Origin of the sequence: Enterococcus durans NBRC 100479 = LMG 10746 (assembly GCF_001544215.1) — a bacterium.
GTDB lineage: Bacteria > Bacillota > Bacilli > Lactobacillales > Enterococcaceae > Enterococcus_B > Enterococcus_B durans.
In genome coordinates, this window is sequence record NZ_BCQB01000017.1 from 1 (window position 1) to 15,696 (window position 15,696).

Consider the following 15,696-nt stretch of genomic DNA (forward strand, 5'->3'; position numbering starts at 1 on the left):
AGTTAAAAAGCTTTTCCCGAATGCTCAGTTGATCATCGACCGTTTCCACATCGTCCAACATATTGGCAGAACCTTCTTGAATCATCGAGTGAAAGAAACCACGGCACGGCTTAAAGGAACTTCCCACTCTCAACGAGGGTTAGGGAAAAAATTGAAACGCTATTGGAAACTCCTACAAAAAGAAGAAGCAAAGTTAAACTACGAAAAAAGGGTTAGGCGTGCCAGTTTTAAAGATTATTTGACTGAAAGTGAGATTGTCGATCGACTGTTATCTGCTTGTCCCAACCTGCGCCAAGGCTATCAGTTATACCAAGACATTCTTTATGCGGTAAAGAAAAGAGATCAGTCATTATTTGAGGACTGTTTAAACAGAGAAGTCAGCGGTCTTCCTGAAACCTATACAACCACTTTACGAACGTTTAAAAAGTTTCTGCCACAGATCCAAAATGCGCTTTACTACAGCTATTCAAATGGACCATTGGAATGTTTAAACAACCACATCAAAGTATTAAAACGCAATGCGTACGGCTTTCGCAGCTTTTACAATTTCAAACTACGGATCATGATTCGTCATGGCAAAACATTTTTAACCAAATAAACAGAACAGAAAGAGAGTTTCTTCTTTCTGTTCTGTCCAAATTATTCTAAGATTTCTCTTTACCAACATCATTTGACAAAGAGCCAAAAAAGTGAGTAAAGACCAAAAATAGTCTTTACTCACTTCTCTCTATCGAAAATTAGTTAAGATGACTGCTGATATAATCTACCGCGCCGCCAACTGTTTCAATTTGTTCTGCGTCTTCATCAGAGATCTCTGTTCCAAACTCGTCTTCAAGCTCCAAAACAAATTCCATGATGCTGATTGAGTCAGCTTTTAGGTCATCTTTGATATTTAATTCATCAGTTACTTTATCTGTATCAATTTCAAAATGATTTGAAATAATTTTCGCTACTTTGTTAAATATTTCTTCACGTGCCAATGTTTTCACCTCCAACAATTATCGAAATTGTCGACTTTCTTTCGCCAACGCTAATTCTACTGGCATTTTTTAAGAATGTCCACCTTTTTTTCCACCGACTTTTTCTCATTCGGATAAAAAAAGTCACTCTGCGCTTTTTTCAAATTGTTCAACCAATTGGCCGACTACATTTGTTTCAAGCATCGTATGGATTTGGCGGATCGTATATCTTACCGCATCTGGACCCGTTGCACCATGAGTTTTGATCACTGGCGCTTTCAGTCCAAAGAGCACAGCTCCGCCATGTTTAGAGTAATCCATTTCAGATTTTAATGAACGCAGGCCGTTTTTTAGTAGTACAGCCCCCATTTTCCCTTTAAAACCTTCATTTAAAATGGCTGATTTCAAAAGATCCATCATATTCATTGCAGTACCTTCGATTGATTTCAACACAGCGTTCCCAGTGAATCCATCAGTGACGACCACGTCAGCAACACCATTTAGCAATTCTCTTGCTTCTACATTACCAATGAAATTCAAACTCGTTTCATTGTGTAGTAATTCAAAAGCCTTTTTCGTAAGTTCGCTTCCTTTGGTTTCTTCTGTTCCGTTGTTCAATAGTGCAACCCGAGGGCGACCAATACCACGAACTTTTCGTGCATAAAACGAACCAAGTATACCATATTGTAGAAGATGCTCCGCTTTGTTTTCAGCATTTGCACCTAAATCCAACATATCAAAACCAGCATCAGGTTTGCCAATAATAGGCAATGTGGACATTAATCCAGGACGTTCGATGTTTTTGATCCTGCCAACGATAAATAATCCTGCAGCTAATAATGCTCCTGTATTTCCGGCTGAGAAAATAGCGTCTGCCTCTCCATTTTTCACTGCTTGCGCCGCTAAAACCATCGAAGCGGTCTTTTTACGACGAATCGCTTTAACTGGTTCATCATCACTGCTTATTTTTTCGTCTGTATGCACGATCGTGATATTTTTTTCATTTGTCAAATATTTTTTGATTTCTGCTTCCTTACCATAAAGGATAAATTCCACATCTGGGAAATCTTGTTGTGCTAAAGCCACACCTTCCACAATTGCTTGTGGTGCGTGGTCGCCACCCATTGCATCTACGGCGATTCTCATTATTTCCACTCCTTTTTTATCATCACTATAAAGTATAGCATAGTCTGCTAATCAAAATAATGACTATCTTGATTTTCTACCTCTAGACTATTTACCAAAGGCCGATATTCTGGTAGTACCTGCCAATTTTTAATTTGCCAAACATTCTGCGCTTCTTCACGGGCGACTTCCAACACATTGCCATCAGCCACAAGATCGGCAATCGCAAATTGAGGCAGCCCTGATTGGCGAAAGCCAAAGACTTCTCCAGGACCGCGTAATTCTAAGTCTTTTTCACTTAATACAAAGCCATTATTTGTTTCTGTCATGATTTTCATCCGTTCAACGCCCAATTCATTCTTAGGATTAGCGACTAACACACAATAGGAAGCATCACTACCACGACCAACTCGGCCACGCAATTGATGCAACTGTGCTAGTCCAAAACGATCCGCATCCATGATCAGCATGACTGTGGCATTTGGAACATTTACTCCGACTTCGATAACGGTCGTCGAAACTAAGATTTGCATCTTATTTTCTTTAAAGGTTTCCATGATCACATCTTTTTCTTGATTCTTCATTTTACCATGTAATAATCCCACTTCATACTGAGGTGCAAACAGCTCACTTAATTTCTCATAGATTTCTACCGCATTTTTCACATCCAGTGCTTCGGATTCTTCGATCAATGGACAAATCACGTACATCTGATGTCCCTTAGCTAATTCTTTATGTGTCCAATCCAATACACTGTCTAATTGCGGCGTTCTCACCCAACGTGTTTCGATGGGAATCCGCCCGGTTGGCAGCTCATCGATGATCGAAACATCCATCTCTCCATACGCGGTAATTGCTAACGTACGAGGAATCGGCGTTGCAGTCATGAACAACACATCTGGCCGCCAACCTTTCTCCCGAAGAACTTTTCGTTGATTGACTCCAAAGCGATGCTGCTCGTCTGTGATCACTAACCCCAGATTTTGAAACTCCACGCCTTCTTGGATCAACGCATGTGTACCTATTATAATGTCTATTTCTCCGGTTTCTAGCTGTTCCATTAGTTCCTTTCGTTCTTTGGCTTTCGTTGAACCAGTTAAAAGAGCAAGCTTTACTTCTGTTGGATCAAACAATTGCTGTAAACTTTCCATATGCTGTTGTGCCAAAATTTCAGTGGGTACCATCAATGCGCCTTGGAATCCCGCTGTGATCGTAGCATACAAAGCAATGGCAGCTACAATCGTTTTCCCACTTCCTACATCCCCTTGTAAAAGACGTTGCATATGCTGCGGGCTTCTCAGGTCACGACAAATTTCATTCGTTACGCGTTTTTGTGCATTCGTTAATTCAAAGGGCAATTTCTTGGTAAACTCTTTTAATCGTTGGATATCGTATAAGATCTCCAGTCCATTTTTTTCTGCTTTTTCGGCTTTTTTTAGTCCTTGAAGTCGCATTTGGAACAAAAAGAATTCCTCAAAAACGATTCGTCGCTTCGCCTGATGATTTTCTTCATGATTTTTGGGAAAATGCATACTTCGAACAGCTGTTGGTCGATCCAATAAACGATACTTCTCGACTAAGTAGATCGGCAGATTTTCTTCAAGTAATTGTCCGTATTCTTCAAATCCTTTTTTTATCAGATCAACTAAGGTCGTTTGGCGTATCGATTTATTGACATGATAGATAGGAGAAAAATCATCTAATGTTTGAGAACCCAAGATTTTCATTCCATTTAAAGCTTTTCGTTTTGCATCCCATTTTCCATAGACGGCGATTTCTTCTGATAAAATGATTTTATCTTTTAAATAAGGTTGATTGAAAAAAGAAACATTGAACACTGCATGATCTTGCATCATTCGAAACTGTAATCGACTTTTTTTGTATCCAAATCGGCTCATGACAGGTGGAGAAACCACAAGTCCTTTTAAGGTTACTTTCTCTTGGTCTTGGATCTCATTTAAATTTCTTTCTTGGATATCTTCATAGCGAAAAGGATAATAGGTCAGTAAATCTTCAATCGTATGTATGCCTAAACTGGCAAGACTCACGGCTCTTTTCTCTCCCACACCAGCCAACACCGTAACTGGATCATTCAAAGATCGCATGGTCATTTCCTCCTCTTCGTCATTTCCCAACTGGCTGTCTTATTCTGTTTCAGCCATTCCTTAGAAAGAGGGCTGTACCATTTCTCTGGCACAGCCCTTACTAATTCGATCATTCTTTGCTACGTTCTTATTCTGCTGAGAATAGATATGGATAAACAGGTTGGTCTCCTTGATGGATCTCGAATTCCAAATCTGGATAACGTTCGACTAACTTAGCTGTCAAAGCTTCTGCTTGCTTAACTGAGCCGCCTTCACCAGCTAAGATCGTTACGATTTCTGTGTCTTCAGTGATCATTTTTTCTAGAGTATCTAATGAAGTTTCCACGATATCTGGATTAGAGATCACGATTTTTCCATCGATCATTCCTAAAAAGTCACCTTCAGTGATTTTTACGCCATCAATCGTTGTGTCACGAATAGCATGTGTCACTTGACCGCTCACTACACTTGAAAGCATTTCTGTCATTGTTTGTTTATTTTCATCTAATGATACTTGATCATTGAATGATAGCATCGCTGTCAATCCTTGAGAGATCGTCTTTGATGGCACGACTGCTACTGGGATTTCAGCAACTTCAGCTGCTTGGTCAGCAGCCATGAAAATATTTTTGTTGTTTGGCAACACGATAACTTTGTCTGCATTGACCTCTTGAATGGCTTTGACAATGTCCTCTGTACTTGGATTCATTGTTTGACCACCACTGATCACGTAATTTGCACCTAAGCTTTTAAATAACTCTTGGATCCCTTCGCCAGCAGCGATTGCTACGATACCATAAGGTGTACGTGTCGGTTTTTGTTGTGCAAACGCATTGACATCTTCGTCATGCTCTAGAATCGTTTCATGTTGCAAACGCATATTATCCACTTTTATTTTCACTAATGAACCAAATTTTTGTCCATAGTTCAATACTTCACCTGGATTTTCTGTGTGAACATGTACTTTGATGATTTCTTCATCATTGACTACTAATAATGAATCGCCTAATCCGTCTAAGTAATTGCGGAACTCTTCATAATCAAATTGGCTATCAACGGTTGGTCCTTCGCCGATTTTCACCATAATTTCTGTACAGTAGCCATAGTGGATATCTTCTGTAGCTAATTGTCCTTGGACACTACGATGATGTTCCGCATTGACCATGTCATCCATTTCTGCTGGAGATGGTTCATAGACTTCATCTGCTTGGAATTCACCGTTCAAAGCGCTCAAAAAACCTTCATAGACAAACAGTAATCCTTGTCCACCACTATCGACTACACCTACTTCTTTTAATACTGGCAATAAGTCAGGTGTTTTAGCTAAAGCACGTTTTCCGCCTTTGACAACGGCAGTCATCACTTCTATTACATCATCGGTTGATTTTGCTTTCTTTTCGCCAGCTTTGGCAGCTTCTCTCGCTACTGTCAGGATCGTTCCTTCCACTGGTTTCATGACCGCTTTATAAGCTGTTTCAACACCATGTGTAAAAGCCGCCGCTAGATCGGTAGCATTTAATACTGTTACATCTGGAATTTGTTTGGAAAAACCGCGGAATAATTGAGACAAGATAACGCCTGAATTTCCTCGAGCTCCCATCAATAATCCTTTAGATAGCATCGTTGCTAGATCTCCTACTTTTTCAGAAGTAGAGTCAACTACTGCTTTTGCTCCGCTAGTCATGGATAAATTCATATTTGTACCAGTATCTCCATCAGGAACTGGAAATACATTTAACGAATTGACATATTCTGCATTTATTTGCAGACGATTCGCGCCCGCCTGAACCATTTCCTGGAATTGGCTTGCACTGATTTCTGTTAAACTCACCTAGATAATCCTCCTTCAGATCGACTGCTGAATGAATCAGCAAGCCTCCTGCCTAGTCTGGCAGTACACGAACACCTTGGACAAAGACATTAACAGAATTGGCTGTTACACCTAATAATGCCTCCAAGTTGTATTTTACTTTTTCTTGAACATTACGTGAAACTTCCGAAATTTTTGTACCATAGCTAATAATCGTATAAACGTCCACCGCGATACCGTTATCTTCTTGACGAACGACTACACCTCTAGCATAATTTTCTTTACGTAAAATCTCAGTGATATTATCTTTGATTTGATTTTTGCTGGCCATTCCTACAACACCGAACACATCTGTCGCGGCGCCACCAACAACTGTTGCAATCACATCATTGGTAATTTCAATGGTTCCAGCTGACGTTTGAATTTTTACAGCCATGAATGAGCCTCCTTAACGGGTAAAATACTCCCATTTTTCTTCTATCATATTTTATCATAGCGCAACCTGAAATAAAAGGTAGTTACCCTAAAGTACTCAAAAACCCACGAATTTTTTAGAAATAACCTTGTATAATTTACAATTATTCTTGACAAATGTCAATTCTATCAGTGAAAATGTGCTTGCAAATTACTATTCTATATGATATGTTAGTCTTGTATGAGCTGAATTATTCTATTGCTCCAAATCAAGGCAAAGGAGGAAATTTACATGGCAAAAGTTTGTTACTTTACAGGTCGCAAGACAAAAAGTGGAAACAACCGTTCACACGCTATGAACTCAACAAAACGTACTGTTAAACCTAACTTACAAAAAGTTCGCGTAATGATCGACGGAACACCTAAAAAAGTTTGGGTGTCAACTCGTGCTTTGAAATCAGGAAAAGTTGAACGCGTTTAATTGAATAAAGTTTGAGCCGTTCATTGTTGAACGGTTTTTATTTACATATAACAAGTAAAAATACCTAAAGTAGACTCTTCATTGAGTTCTTGCTTTAGGTATTTTTTCATACCACTTAAAAGTATCGGGTATTTGTCTTTTTATGATTGCTCAACTGTTTACGAAACATAGGTATATTCTTCTATTGATAGTTCATTTAGCTAGTATTTCGTCTAGATAAATTCAATTCTTTCGTTATGTTTCCTAATAATATTTGACGATTTTATATTATTTATTTTGTTTTTTTATTTTTTTATGAAATGTAAAGTCTTTTAAGGTGGAGAAAAAGATGAATGTGATAAACTAGAAGTAGCTTCATTATCATAGAAATTGGTGGTTTGAATATGAAAACAAAATTAAAACTTTTTCTTAAAGAGAATGGTCGCTACGCATTAGCTAGCTTCCTGATTCCTTTACTGATACTCACACTTGTTTATCTAAGTATCGGTATCTATCCTGGAAGCGACCGCAGCATTCTTGCGAGTGATGCCTTTTCACAATTTTCTAACTTTCATGCAAGCTTTCGGAATATGTTACTTGGAAAGCAAAGTATTTTCTATACATGGAATGCCTCTCTTGGCTTGAATTACCTTTCTTTGATCTCGTACTATCTAGGCGGGATCTTCACGCCGCTTGTGGTGTTATTCCCTAATCAGATGATGCCTGATGTCCTTTATTTTCTTACGATCTTAAAAGTCGGCTGTGCAGGATTATCTTTTTGGTTTCTTGCAAGAACATACAAGATACCTCGTTGGGGCCATGTTGCGCTAAGTGTTAGCTATGCATCGATTTCTTTCATCACTGCACACTCAGAAATCATCATGTGGTTAGATGCCTTTATTTACCTTCCCTTGATCATTCTAGGGATTCATCGAGTAATGGATTTAAAAAAACCGATCGTCCTATTTGTCAGCTATCTCTTACTCTTTCTATCGAGTTTTTATATGGGATTCATGATCGGTGTCTTTTCCTTCCTTTACTTTGTTATTAGACTTCTAAGTAATTGGTCGGTATATAAAAAAACGATTCTTCCTTACGGCATTACCTCTTTACTAGCTGGTGGTGCTTCAATGATCATTATTTTGCCGGCTATCCTTGATCTGCGCTCTAATGGAGAAGCACTAACTCAGATCACGACGTTCAAAACAGAGGCCACTTCCTACTTGGATCTAATCATGAAAAATATGGTGGGCGTTTATGATACAACCAAATATGGTTCGACTCCTTTTATTTACGCCGGATTGTTTCCATTAGTACTGTGCCTGTTTTATTTTATCAGCCGAAAAATCACTGTCAAAAACAAACTTTTATTTGGTAGTTTGTTTGCACTGTTGATTGCTAGTTTTTATATCGTTCCTTTGAATCTATTCTGGCATGGGATGCACGCACCGAATATGTTCTTATTCCGTTATGCGTACCTATTTTCTTTCTTAGTTATTTTACTAGCTGCCAAAGCTTGGGAAGTATTGACGAAAGAAGATCAGGGATTACTAGTCGGGATCATCATTCTTCTTGCAGCAGTCTTCACTACTGCTTGGGGACTGAAACCAGCAGGTAGTTATTCTTATGTCACAACGACTTCCTTTGTTTTGACTGTTGTTTTCTTAGGGCTCTATGCTTTGACGATCGGTTTTTTCCACCATCACAAACAGTCAGTTAAATATCTCAGTCTATTGTTATTGTTGCTCATGACTGCAGAAGCAAGTGTCAATACGAACAGCATGATCCATGGTATTTTAGATGATTGGAATTACGCATCGCGAAGTTTGTATACTGACCCTGCGCCCTCATTGAAAACATTAGTTGACAAAACAAAAAAAGAATCAGATACATTTTATCGTTTAGAAAACCTTGACCCCATCTCACCGAATGATTCGATCAATTATGGTTATAGTGGGATCAGTTTGTTTTCTTCTATCAGAAACCGAAACTCTTCTTCTTATCTGGATACATTAGGGTTTCGTTCTCGCGGAACGAATTTGAACATTCGCTATGCGAATAATACTTTGTTGATGGATGGTTTTACAGGAATCAAATACAATATCGCGAAAAACGACAGCAGCTTTAGTAAATACGGCTTTATTCGAGAAGATCAAAGCGGTGATTACACGCTCTATAAAAATATCAATGCTTTACCTTTAGCCTTTACTGCTCCTTTGTCGATCAATGATGTGGAACAGCCACTGACAGACAATTTGACTAGTCAAACAAATTTGATCAACCAACTGTCTGGTTTGAACGAACAGTATTATACATTCTATACACCAACATTAAAAAGCCAGCAAAATGTCACAGTCAGCAATACATCAACAGGTGTGACTTATGGCGAAACAGCTGAAAATCAGCCAAAAGTCTTAACTTGGGAAGTGAAAGTACCAGCAAATACACAAGCTTACTTGAGCCTTTTCCCAACGAATTATGCACAATTAGAAAGTTCAACTGCTACCATTACAGTCAATGGGATGTCACGCAAGACCCAAATCAATATCTCTGGGCAATATTATGATCTTGGTTATTATCCGCAAGAAACGACAGTCACCTTTACTGCTAGTTTTTATGGCACAAAAGAAGTTAGTTTTATGGCACCCAAAGTCATCGGATTAGATGTTGTAGCTTATCAAGCTGCCATGAACCAGATCAAGGACAACGGCGTTGAGATGGACACTACAGGACGTACCGCTACAGGAACAGTCAATACTCCTGAAGATAAGATGCTTGTCACAACGATTCCTTATGATGCAGGTTGGAAAGCCAAAGTTGATGGCAAGTCAGTAGAGGTAGAAAACTTTAAAGATGCCTTCTTGATGATCAAAGTTCCAGCAGGTAAGCATACTGTCACGTTTAGTTATTTACCTCAGGGATTTATGATCGGTGCCATCTTATTCGTTCTCTGTCTTGCCCTGTTCATTCTCTACGTCTGGTATCTAAAGCGTAATAGTTCATTTAAACGAGTTACTGAAATCGAACAACCAGCTCCGCAAAGGACCTCACATCGTAGAAGAAAATAAAAAAACTCCTTTAGTCGTCTGATCATCATCAGATACTAAAGGAGTTTTTTCATTCATATTTGACTTCGTAAAGATATAGCCCTTCTGGATGAGCAGTCGGTCCAGCAGCATTACGATCTTTTTTCGCTATGATTTCAGGAATACTATCCTCTGCCAAACGTCCATTCCCAATTTTAAGCAATGTTCCAACTAAGATACGGATCATTTTGTAAAGAAAACCATTTCCGCGGAAAGTAAACAAAAGCTCATCGCCGGTTTCATTCACTTCCATTTTCGCCTCATAGATCGTTCGAACTTTGTCTTCGATAGAACTACCAGAAGCACAAAAAGAAGTGAAATCATGTGTTCCTAATAAATCAGGAAGCGCTCGTTGGATCTTTTCCACATCTATTGGATAAGGAAAATAACTGGCATAATGGCGTCGAAATGGACTACGCGGTTTGCCTATATCCACTCGAAATTGATACGTTTTTTCTTTTACAAGATAACGAGCATGGAAATCTTCTGAAACAATTGCTACTTCTTTCACTGCAATATCTTCTGGTGACTGCGTATCTAAAGCAAAACGCATGCGTTCTAACGGACGCTCTTCGGGGTAATCAAAATGGATAACTTGACCCATTGCATGTACTCCTGCATCTGTACGACCAGACCCAAAAACAGTGATTTCTTTACCATTCGCCATCTTTGTTAATGTTTTTTCTATTTCTTCTTGTACGGTACGACCATTTGGCTGTTTTTGAAATCCATTAAAGTTCGTTCCATCATATGCAATAATTGCTTTGTAGCGTGTCATACATTCACCTTTTCTACTAAATCAGCTTCTTAAAAAAATCAACGCCATCGTCAATAATACAAATGCAAGAATGACGTACGTGTCACGGTTGTGCCAATGAAGGATACGATATTTCGTTCGTCCTTCACCACCTTGATAGCCTCTTGCTTCCATAGCTGTCGCCAAATCTTCTGCACGATTAAAACTGCTGACAAATAACGGGATCAACAAGGGAATGACAGCTTTCATTTTTTGAACTAAGCTACCTTCTCCAAAATCGACGCCACGTGCGCGTTGCGCATTCATGATTTTTTCTGTTTCATCCATCAAAGTAGGAACAAAACGTAATGCGATCGACAACATCAAGGAGATTTCGTGTACTGGAAAACGCACAGCCTTTAAGGGTCTTAACAGATATTCAATTGCATCAGACAATTCTAAAGGAGGCGTGGTCAACGTCAATAATGTCGACATAAAGATGATCAATACGAAACGGCAAAAAATGAAGAGTCCGTTCATCACACCAAATTCAGTGATGTTAAAGATCCCCCAACTCCAATAAGTCGCGCCACCGCTTGTAAATAAGACTTGTAAAGCTACGGTGAATAAGATCAACCAGATCAACGGTCGAATACCACGAATGAAGAATTTGATATCGACTTTCGAAAGAAAAACAGCAAGCAAAGTGAAAACTGCTAATAGTGCATAAGTCTGCCAATTATTTGCTAAAAAAATGATACCGATAAAATAGAAGCTGGCTAATAATTTTGCACGAGGATCTAATCGGTGAATCAAGGAATTCCCTGGCATATACCGACCAAAAATCAATTTATTCATCATGTGCATTTCCTCCTGCTAATTCAACAATCTTATCTGCCAATTCTTCAGCAGTGATCGGCAACTCGGAAAATAGCTTCTCGGGATTGTTTAATTTTTCTGCAAATTCGGTAGCAGTAGGAACACCTAATTGCTTGTCTTTCAACCAGGTAAGATTTTGAAAAACTTGATGGGGTCGTCCACTTTCGACAATTTTCCCTTTTTCAAGTACATAAACATAGTCGGCGTAGTTCGCCACATCGTCCATCAAGTGGGTGACTAGTACGATCGTAATATTCTGCTCTTTATGCAGACGCCAGAACATATCCATCATTTCTTTTCTTCCCTGCGGGTCAAGTCCTGCTGTTGGCTCATCTAAAACGAGTACCTCTGGTTTCATTGCTAAGACGCCAGCAATAGCCACTCGCCGCATTTGTCCACCAGACAATTCAAATGGTGAACGTTCTAAGTAATTCTCATCTAAACCAACATGCCCAAGCATCTCTTTTGCTAACTGAAGCGCATCTTCGTCGCTGACTCCAAAATTTTTAGGACCAAACGCAATATCTCGAGCGACTGTTTCTTCAAATAATTGTGCTTCCGGAAATTGAAAAACGATCCCGACTTTTTTACGGATCGGTTTTAAATTTTTATTGTTCGTATCAGGTTTGATTTGTCGATCGCCAATATGTACGATTCCACTCGTAGGCTTGACCAATGCATTTAGATGTTGAAGTAGGGTCGATTTACCACTACCTGTATGGCCGACTAGAGCTGTATAACTATTTTCTTCAATCGTCATATCAATATCAAATAGCGCTCTTTGTTCAAATGGCGTATTGGGCTGATACGTAAAATCTACTTTTTCAAAACGGATGTCCATAACCAGTCCACCATCCCTTCTTCAGTCATGTACTCTTCTGGAACGACAAAACCTCGTTGTTTTAATGCACTCTTTAATTTTTCAGGAAAAGGAAGATCCAACCCAAGATTGATCAGTTCAGGACCAGCAGAAAAAATTTCTTCTGGTGTTCCTTCATTAACTAGTTCACCTTGTTTCATGACAAATATCCGATTGGCATTCGCTGCTTCATCGATATCATGTGTGATAGATATGACCGTCAAGTTGCTTTCTTCTTTGATCTTTTTGATCGTCGAAATAACTTCTTCTCGTCCTTCGGGGTCTAACATGCTAGTCGCTTCATCTAAAATGATGATATCTGGCCGTAACGCAACAACTCCTGCAATAGCAACTCTTTGTTTTTGTCCACCAGACAATCGTGCAGGTTCTCTTTTTGCAAAGTCGCTCATACGGACTTTTTCAAGTGCATCCTTTACACGAACCACCATTTCTTCACGTGGGATACCCTGATTCTCAAGACCAAAAGCAACATCATCTTCCACTGTTGATCCGACAAACTGGTTGTCAGGGTTTTGGAAAACCATGCCGACCATTCGACGTATAGACCAGATGTTTTCTTCATTTAGTAACTGCTTTCCTACCTTTACCGTGCCTGATTCTGGCAAAAGCAGACCGTTGATCGTTTTTGCGAGTGTTGATTTACCTGAACCATTGTGCCCGATAATTGCGATCCATTCACCTTGGTTGATCGTAAATGAAATATCTTTTAACGCAAAACGGGGGTCATCTGGTTGGTATTTGTAATTAATCTTTCCTAATTCAATAATTGGCTCCATAATTACTCCTTCTCCATCCTAAAGTTCCTACTAACACTATCAAAAAATACCTGATTTTTCAATTGTTTCCGTTTTAATTAAAGTGTTTTTTTGTGCCTTCAAATAGATGTCAAGACAGTTAATTGAAGGTACAAAAAACACTTTATGATGAGTGCATACTCCTCAAATCGATTCGACTTGAGGAGTAGCGCTGAGCTAGACTCGGAAGAGTTAACTTCCAACATCATAACACTCTAAAAGAATCATCTATAAAGTGATGTTATTAGTGTGATTTTAGACAAGTTCTAAGACAACCATTGGTGCACCATCACCGCGTCTTGGTTCTGTCTTCAAGATACGAGTGTAGCCACCTTGACGTTCAGCATAACGAGGTGCAATATCGTTGAATAGTTTTTGCAAAGCTGATTCAATGACGATATCCTCATTTTCTTCACGTACGCTAGCAACTTCATTACGTACAAAAGCCGCAGCTTGACGACGTGCATGCAAGTCTCCACGTTTGCCTAAAGTGATCATTTTTTCTGTAGTTGAGCGAACTTCTTTCGCACGAGCTTCAGTAGTCACAATACGTTCGTTAATTAATAAGTCAGTTGTTAAATCACGCAACATCGCTTTACGTTGGCTAGATGTGCGTCCTAGTTTACGATAACTCACGTTGGTTTCCCTCCTTCGTAAAAGGTTTTAATCTTCTTTACGTAAACCTAAACCTAAGTCGTGTAATTTTGCTTTCACTTCTTCTAATGATTTACGTCCTAAGTTACGGACTTTGATCATTTCTGGCTCAGATTTATTCGTAAGTTCTTGTACAGTATTGATTCCTGCACGTTTTAAACAATTGTAAGAGCGAACAGATAAGTCTAATTCTTCAATTGTCATTTCCAACATTTTTTCTTTTTGTGTTTCTTCCTTTTCGACCATGATTTCAGCATTTTTTGCTTCATCAGTCAGGTTAACAAAAATATCTAAATGTTCAGTCATGATTTTTGCAGATAAACTCATTGCTTCCAATGGTTCGATTGAACCATCTGTCCAAATCTCCATCGTCAATTTATCAAAATCTTCACGGTGTCCAACACGAGTGTTTTCTACTTGGTAGTTTACACGACGAACTGGTGTGTAGATTGAATCGACTGGAAGTACACCGATCGGCATATCTTCTTTTTTGTTTTCATCTGCTTGAACATAACCACGTCCTGGTTTCACTGTTAAGCGAGCATGGAACGTAGCACCTTCTGAGACACTACAGATGTACATATCTTTGTTAAGAATTTCTACCTCACTATCAACGATAATATCGCCAGCAGTTACTGTAGCAGGTCCGGTAATATCGATTTCAAGGGTTTTTTCTTCTTGGCCATACATTTTCAGTGCTAAACCTTTAATGTTCAAGATGATTTGAGTGACGTCTTCTCGTACACCTTTAATGGTAGAGAATTCATGCAGTACACCATCGATTTGAATATTAGTGATGGCAGCACCTGGCAAAGAAGATAATAAAATACGACGTAGGGAATTCCCTAAAGTAGTCCCATAGCCTCTTTCAAGAGGTTCAACGATGAACTTGCCATAATCTTTTTCTTCATCAATTTTTGCGATTCTTGGTTTTTCGAACTCAATCATTCTTATCTTTACCCCTTTCAAAACGAAAAGTGTCTTGTTCAATGACGTTACTAATAGAACTCAAAATGAGCGGCACTCATTAAACACGACGGCGTTTTGGAGGGCGGGCACCATTATGAGGAACTGGAGTCACGTCACGAATTGCAGTCACTTCTAAACCTGTAGCTTGTAATGAACGAATTGCTGCTTCACGTCCAGAACCAGGTCCTTTAACTGTTACTTCAACAGTCTTTAATCCGTGTTCCATTGCTGCTTTTGTAGCTGTTTCTGCTGCCATTTGAGCGGCAAAAGGAGTTGATTTTTTGCTTCCTTTGAAGCCTAATGAACCAGCTGACGACCACGCTAATGCATTTCCGTGAGTATCAGTGATCATGATGATAGTGTTGTTGAATGTAGAATGGATATGTGCAATACCTGCTTCTATATTCTTTTTCACACGGCGTTTACGATTCACTTTTTTTGCTGCCATGAAGTTTTAACCTCCTTCACTTAAGAATTATTTTTTCTTGCCAGCGATAGCGCGAGCTGGGCCTTTACGAGTACGTGCATTGTTTTTCGTGTTTTGTCCACGAACAGGCAAACCACGGCGATGACGGATGCCTCGGTATGAACCGATTTCCATCAAGCGTTTGATGTTTAAGTTCACTTCACGACGAAGATCACCTTCAACTTTTAATTTATCTACTTCCGCACGGATAGCATCTGTTTGTTCATTCGTTAATTCACGAACGCGAACATCTTCAGATACACCAGCATCAGCTAAGATTTTTTTAGCAGTAGTGTTACCAATACCATAGATATAAGTAAGTGAAACTACTACACGTTTATCACGAGGAATATCTACTCCTGCAATACGAGCCATATTTA

The 15,696-nt window shown here is 39.1% G+C and carries 16 protein-coding genes; 3 read left to right on the forward strand and 13 right to left on the reverse strand.

Features of this window, described 5'->3' with window-relative positions; genetic code table 11:
• Positions 1-598, forward strand: a 598-nt coding sequence (locus ED2_RS06410) for a transposase (RefSeq protein WP_082705220.1), incomplete at its 5' end; no start/stop codon positions are given.
• A gap of 139 nt (positions 599-737) precedes the next feature.
• On the opposite strand, the gene acpP is transcribed toward ED2_RS06410, so the two are convergent.
• From acpP to ED2_RS06435, 5 genes are all read right to left on the reverse strand, one after another.
• Positions 738-980, reverse strand: a complete 243-nt coding sequence (gene acpP / locus ED2_RS06415) for an acyl carrier protein (protein ID WP_005880715.1) — start codon at positions 978-980, stop codon at positions 738-740.
• A gap of 123 nt (positions 981-1,103) precedes the next feature.
• Positions 1,104-2,105: a phosphate acyltransferase PlsX gene (gene plsX, locus ED2_RS06420; RefSeq protein WP_016177195.1), complete on the reverse strand. Its 1,002-nt coding sequence runs from the start codon at positions 2,103-2,105 to the stop codon at positions 1,104-1,106.
• A 47-nt stretch (positions 2,106-2,152) separates the two neighbouring features.
• Entirely contained in the window at positions 2,153-4,189 is a 2,037-nt protein-coding gene (gene recG / locus ED2_RS06425; protein WP_016177194.1) for an ATP-dependent DNA helicase RecG, read from the reverse strand.
• A 127-nt stretch (positions 4,190-4,316) separates the two neighbouring features.
• Positions 4,317-5,999 (reverse strand): DAK2 domain-containing protein, encoded by a 1,683-nt coding sequence (locus tag ED2_RS06430; protein ID WP_060789727.1) that lies wholly within the window; start codon positions 5,997-5,999, stop codon positions 4,317-4,319.
• A 52-nt stretch (positions 6,000-6,051) separates the two neighbouring features.
• Complete coding sequence (locus ED2_RS06435; protein ID WP_005880723.1) at positions 6,052-6,414, reverse strand: Asp23/Gls24 family envelope stress response protein; 363 nt, start codon at positions 6,412-6,414, stop codon at positions 6,052-6,054.
• A gap of 270 nt (positions 6,415-6,684) precedes the next feature.
• Between ED2_RS06435 and rpmB the strand changes: the two genes are divergently transcribed.
• Together rpmB and ED2_RS06445 are read left to right on the forward strand one after the other, a co-directional pair.
• Positions 6,685-6,873 carry a 50S ribosomal protein L28 gene (rpmB, locus tag ED2_RS06440; protein WP_005880725.1) on the forward strand — a complete coding sequence of 63 codons (189 nt, stop codon included), beginning with the start codon at positions 6,685-6,687 and terminating at the stop codon, positions 6,871-6,873.
• 383 nt (positions 6,874-7,256) lie between these two features.
• The gene (locus ED2_RS06445; protein WP_016177192.1) at positions 7,257-9,920 is read left to right on the forward strand and encodes a YfhO family protein; all 2,664 of its coding nucleotides are present in this window, start codon (positions 7,257-7,259) and stop codon (positions 9,918-9,920) included.
• Between the two features lie 49 nt (positions 9,921-9,969).
• Here the strand turns inward: ED2_RS06445 and truA are convergent, their stop codons facing one another.
• The 8 genes from truA to rpsM form a co-directional block, all read right to left on the reverse strand.
• Positions 9,970-10,716: a tRNA pseudouridine(38-40) synthase TruA gene (gene truA / locus ED2_RS06450; RefSeq protein WP_016177191.1), complete on the reverse strand. Its 747-nt coding sequence runs from the start codon at positions 10,714-10,716 to the stop codon at positions 9,970-9,972.
• 21 nt (positions 10,717-10,737) lie between these two features.
• Entirely contained in the window at positions 10,738-11,535 is a 798-nt protein-coding gene (locus ED2_RS06455) for an energy-coupling factor transporter transmembrane component T family protein (RefSeq protein ID WP_005880731.1), read from the reverse strand.
• Positions 11,525-12,394, reverse strand: coding sequence for an energy-coupling factor ABC transporter ATP-binding protein (locus ED2_RS06460; RefSeq protein ID WP_016177189.1), 870 nt, complete (start codon positions 12,392-12,394; stop codon positions 11,525-11,527). The genes ED2_RS06455 and ED2_RS06460 overlap by 11 nt, the downstream gene beginning before the upstream one ends.
• Positions 12,370-13,209, reverse strand: coding sequence for an energy-coupling factor ABC transporter ATP-binding protein (locus tag ED2_RS06465; RefSeq protein ID WP_016177188.1), 840 nt, complete (start codon positions 13,207-13,209; stop codon positions 12,370-12,372). The genes ED2_RS06460 and ED2_RS06465 overlap by 25 nt, the downstream gene beginning before the upstream one ends.
• Positions 13,210-13,482: 273 nt before the next feature.
• On the reverse strand, positions 13,483-13,863 hold the full coding sequence (gene rplQ, locus ED2_RS06470) for a 50S ribosomal protein L17 (protein WP_005880733.1): 381 nt from the start codon (positions 13,861-13,863) through the stop codon (positions 13,483-13,485).
• 27 nt (positions 13,864-13,890) lie between these two features.
• Positions 13,891-14,829 (reverse strand): DNA-directed RNA polymerase subunit alpha, encoded by a 939-nt coding sequence (locus ED2_RS06475; protein WP_005880735.1) that lies wholly within the window; start codon positions 14,827-14,829, stop codon positions 13,891-13,893.
• 79 nt (positions 14,830-14,908) lie between these two features.
• Positions 14,909-15,298 (reverse strand): 30S ribosomal protein S11, encoded by a 390-nt coding sequence (gene rpsK, locus ED2_RS06480; protein ID WP_002288714.1) that lies wholly within the window; start codon positions 15,296-15,298, stop codon positions 14,909-14,911.
• A gap of 27 nt (positions 15,299-15,325) precedes the next feature.
• The gene (gene rpsM / locus ED2_RS06485; protein ID WP_002288713.1) at positions 15,326-15,691 is read right to left on the reverse strand and encodes a 30S ribosomal protein S13; all 366 of its coding nucleotides are present in this window, start codon (positions 15,689-15,691) and stop codon (positions 15,326-15,328) included.
• Between the last annotated feature and the right edge of the window lie 5 nt (positions 15,692-15,696).

Bases quoted from the DNA above. Each gene is read 5' to 3' on its own strand.
- rpsM (WP_002288713.1), bottom strand. From the start codon at position 15,691: ATGGCTCGTATTGCAGGAGTAGATATTCCTCGTGATAAACGTGTAGTA.
- ED2_RS06435 (WP_005880723.1), bottom strand. From the start codon at position 6,414: ATGGCTGTAAAAATTCAAACGTCAGCTGGAACCATTGAAATTACCAAT.
- rpsK (WP_002288714.1), bottom strand. From the start codon at position 15,298: ATGGCAGCAAAAAAAGTGAATCGTAAACGCCGTGTGAAAAAGAATATA.
- ED2_RS06460 (WP_016177189.1), bottom strand. From the start codon at position 12,394: ATGGACATCCGTTTTGAAAAAGTAGATTTTACGTATCAGCCCAATACG.
- truA (WP_016177191.1), bottom strand. From the start codon at position 10,716: ATGACACGCTACAAAGCAATTATTGCATATGATGGAACGAACTTTAAT.
- rpmB (WP_005880725.1), top strand. From the start codon at position 6,685: ATGGCAAAAGTTTGTTACTTTACAGGTCGCAAGACAAAAAGTGGAAAC.
- recG (WP_016177194.1), bottom strand. From the start codon at position 4,189: ATGCGATCTTTGAATGATCCAGTTACGGTGTTGGCTGGTGTGGGAGAG.
- ED2_RS06455 (WP_005880731.1), bottom strand. From the start codon at position 11,535: ATGATGAATAAATTGATTTTTGGTCGGTATATGCCAGGGAATTCCTTG.
- plsX (WP_016177195.1), bottom strand. From the start codon at position 2,105: ATGAGAATCGCCGTAGATGCAATGGGTGGCGACCACGCACCACAAGCA.
- ED2_RS06445 (WP_016177192.1), top strand. From the start codon at position 7,257: ATGAAAACAAAATTAAAACTTTTTCTTAAAGAGAATGGTCGCTACGCA.
- ED2_RS06465 (WP_016177188.1), bottom strand. From the start codon at position 13,209: ATGGAGCCAATTATTGAATTAGGAAAGATTAATTACAAATACCAACCA.
- ED2_RS06475 (WP_005880735.1), bottom strand. From the start codon at position 14,829: ATGATTGAGTTCGAAAAACCAAGAATCGCAAAAATTGATGAAGAAAAA.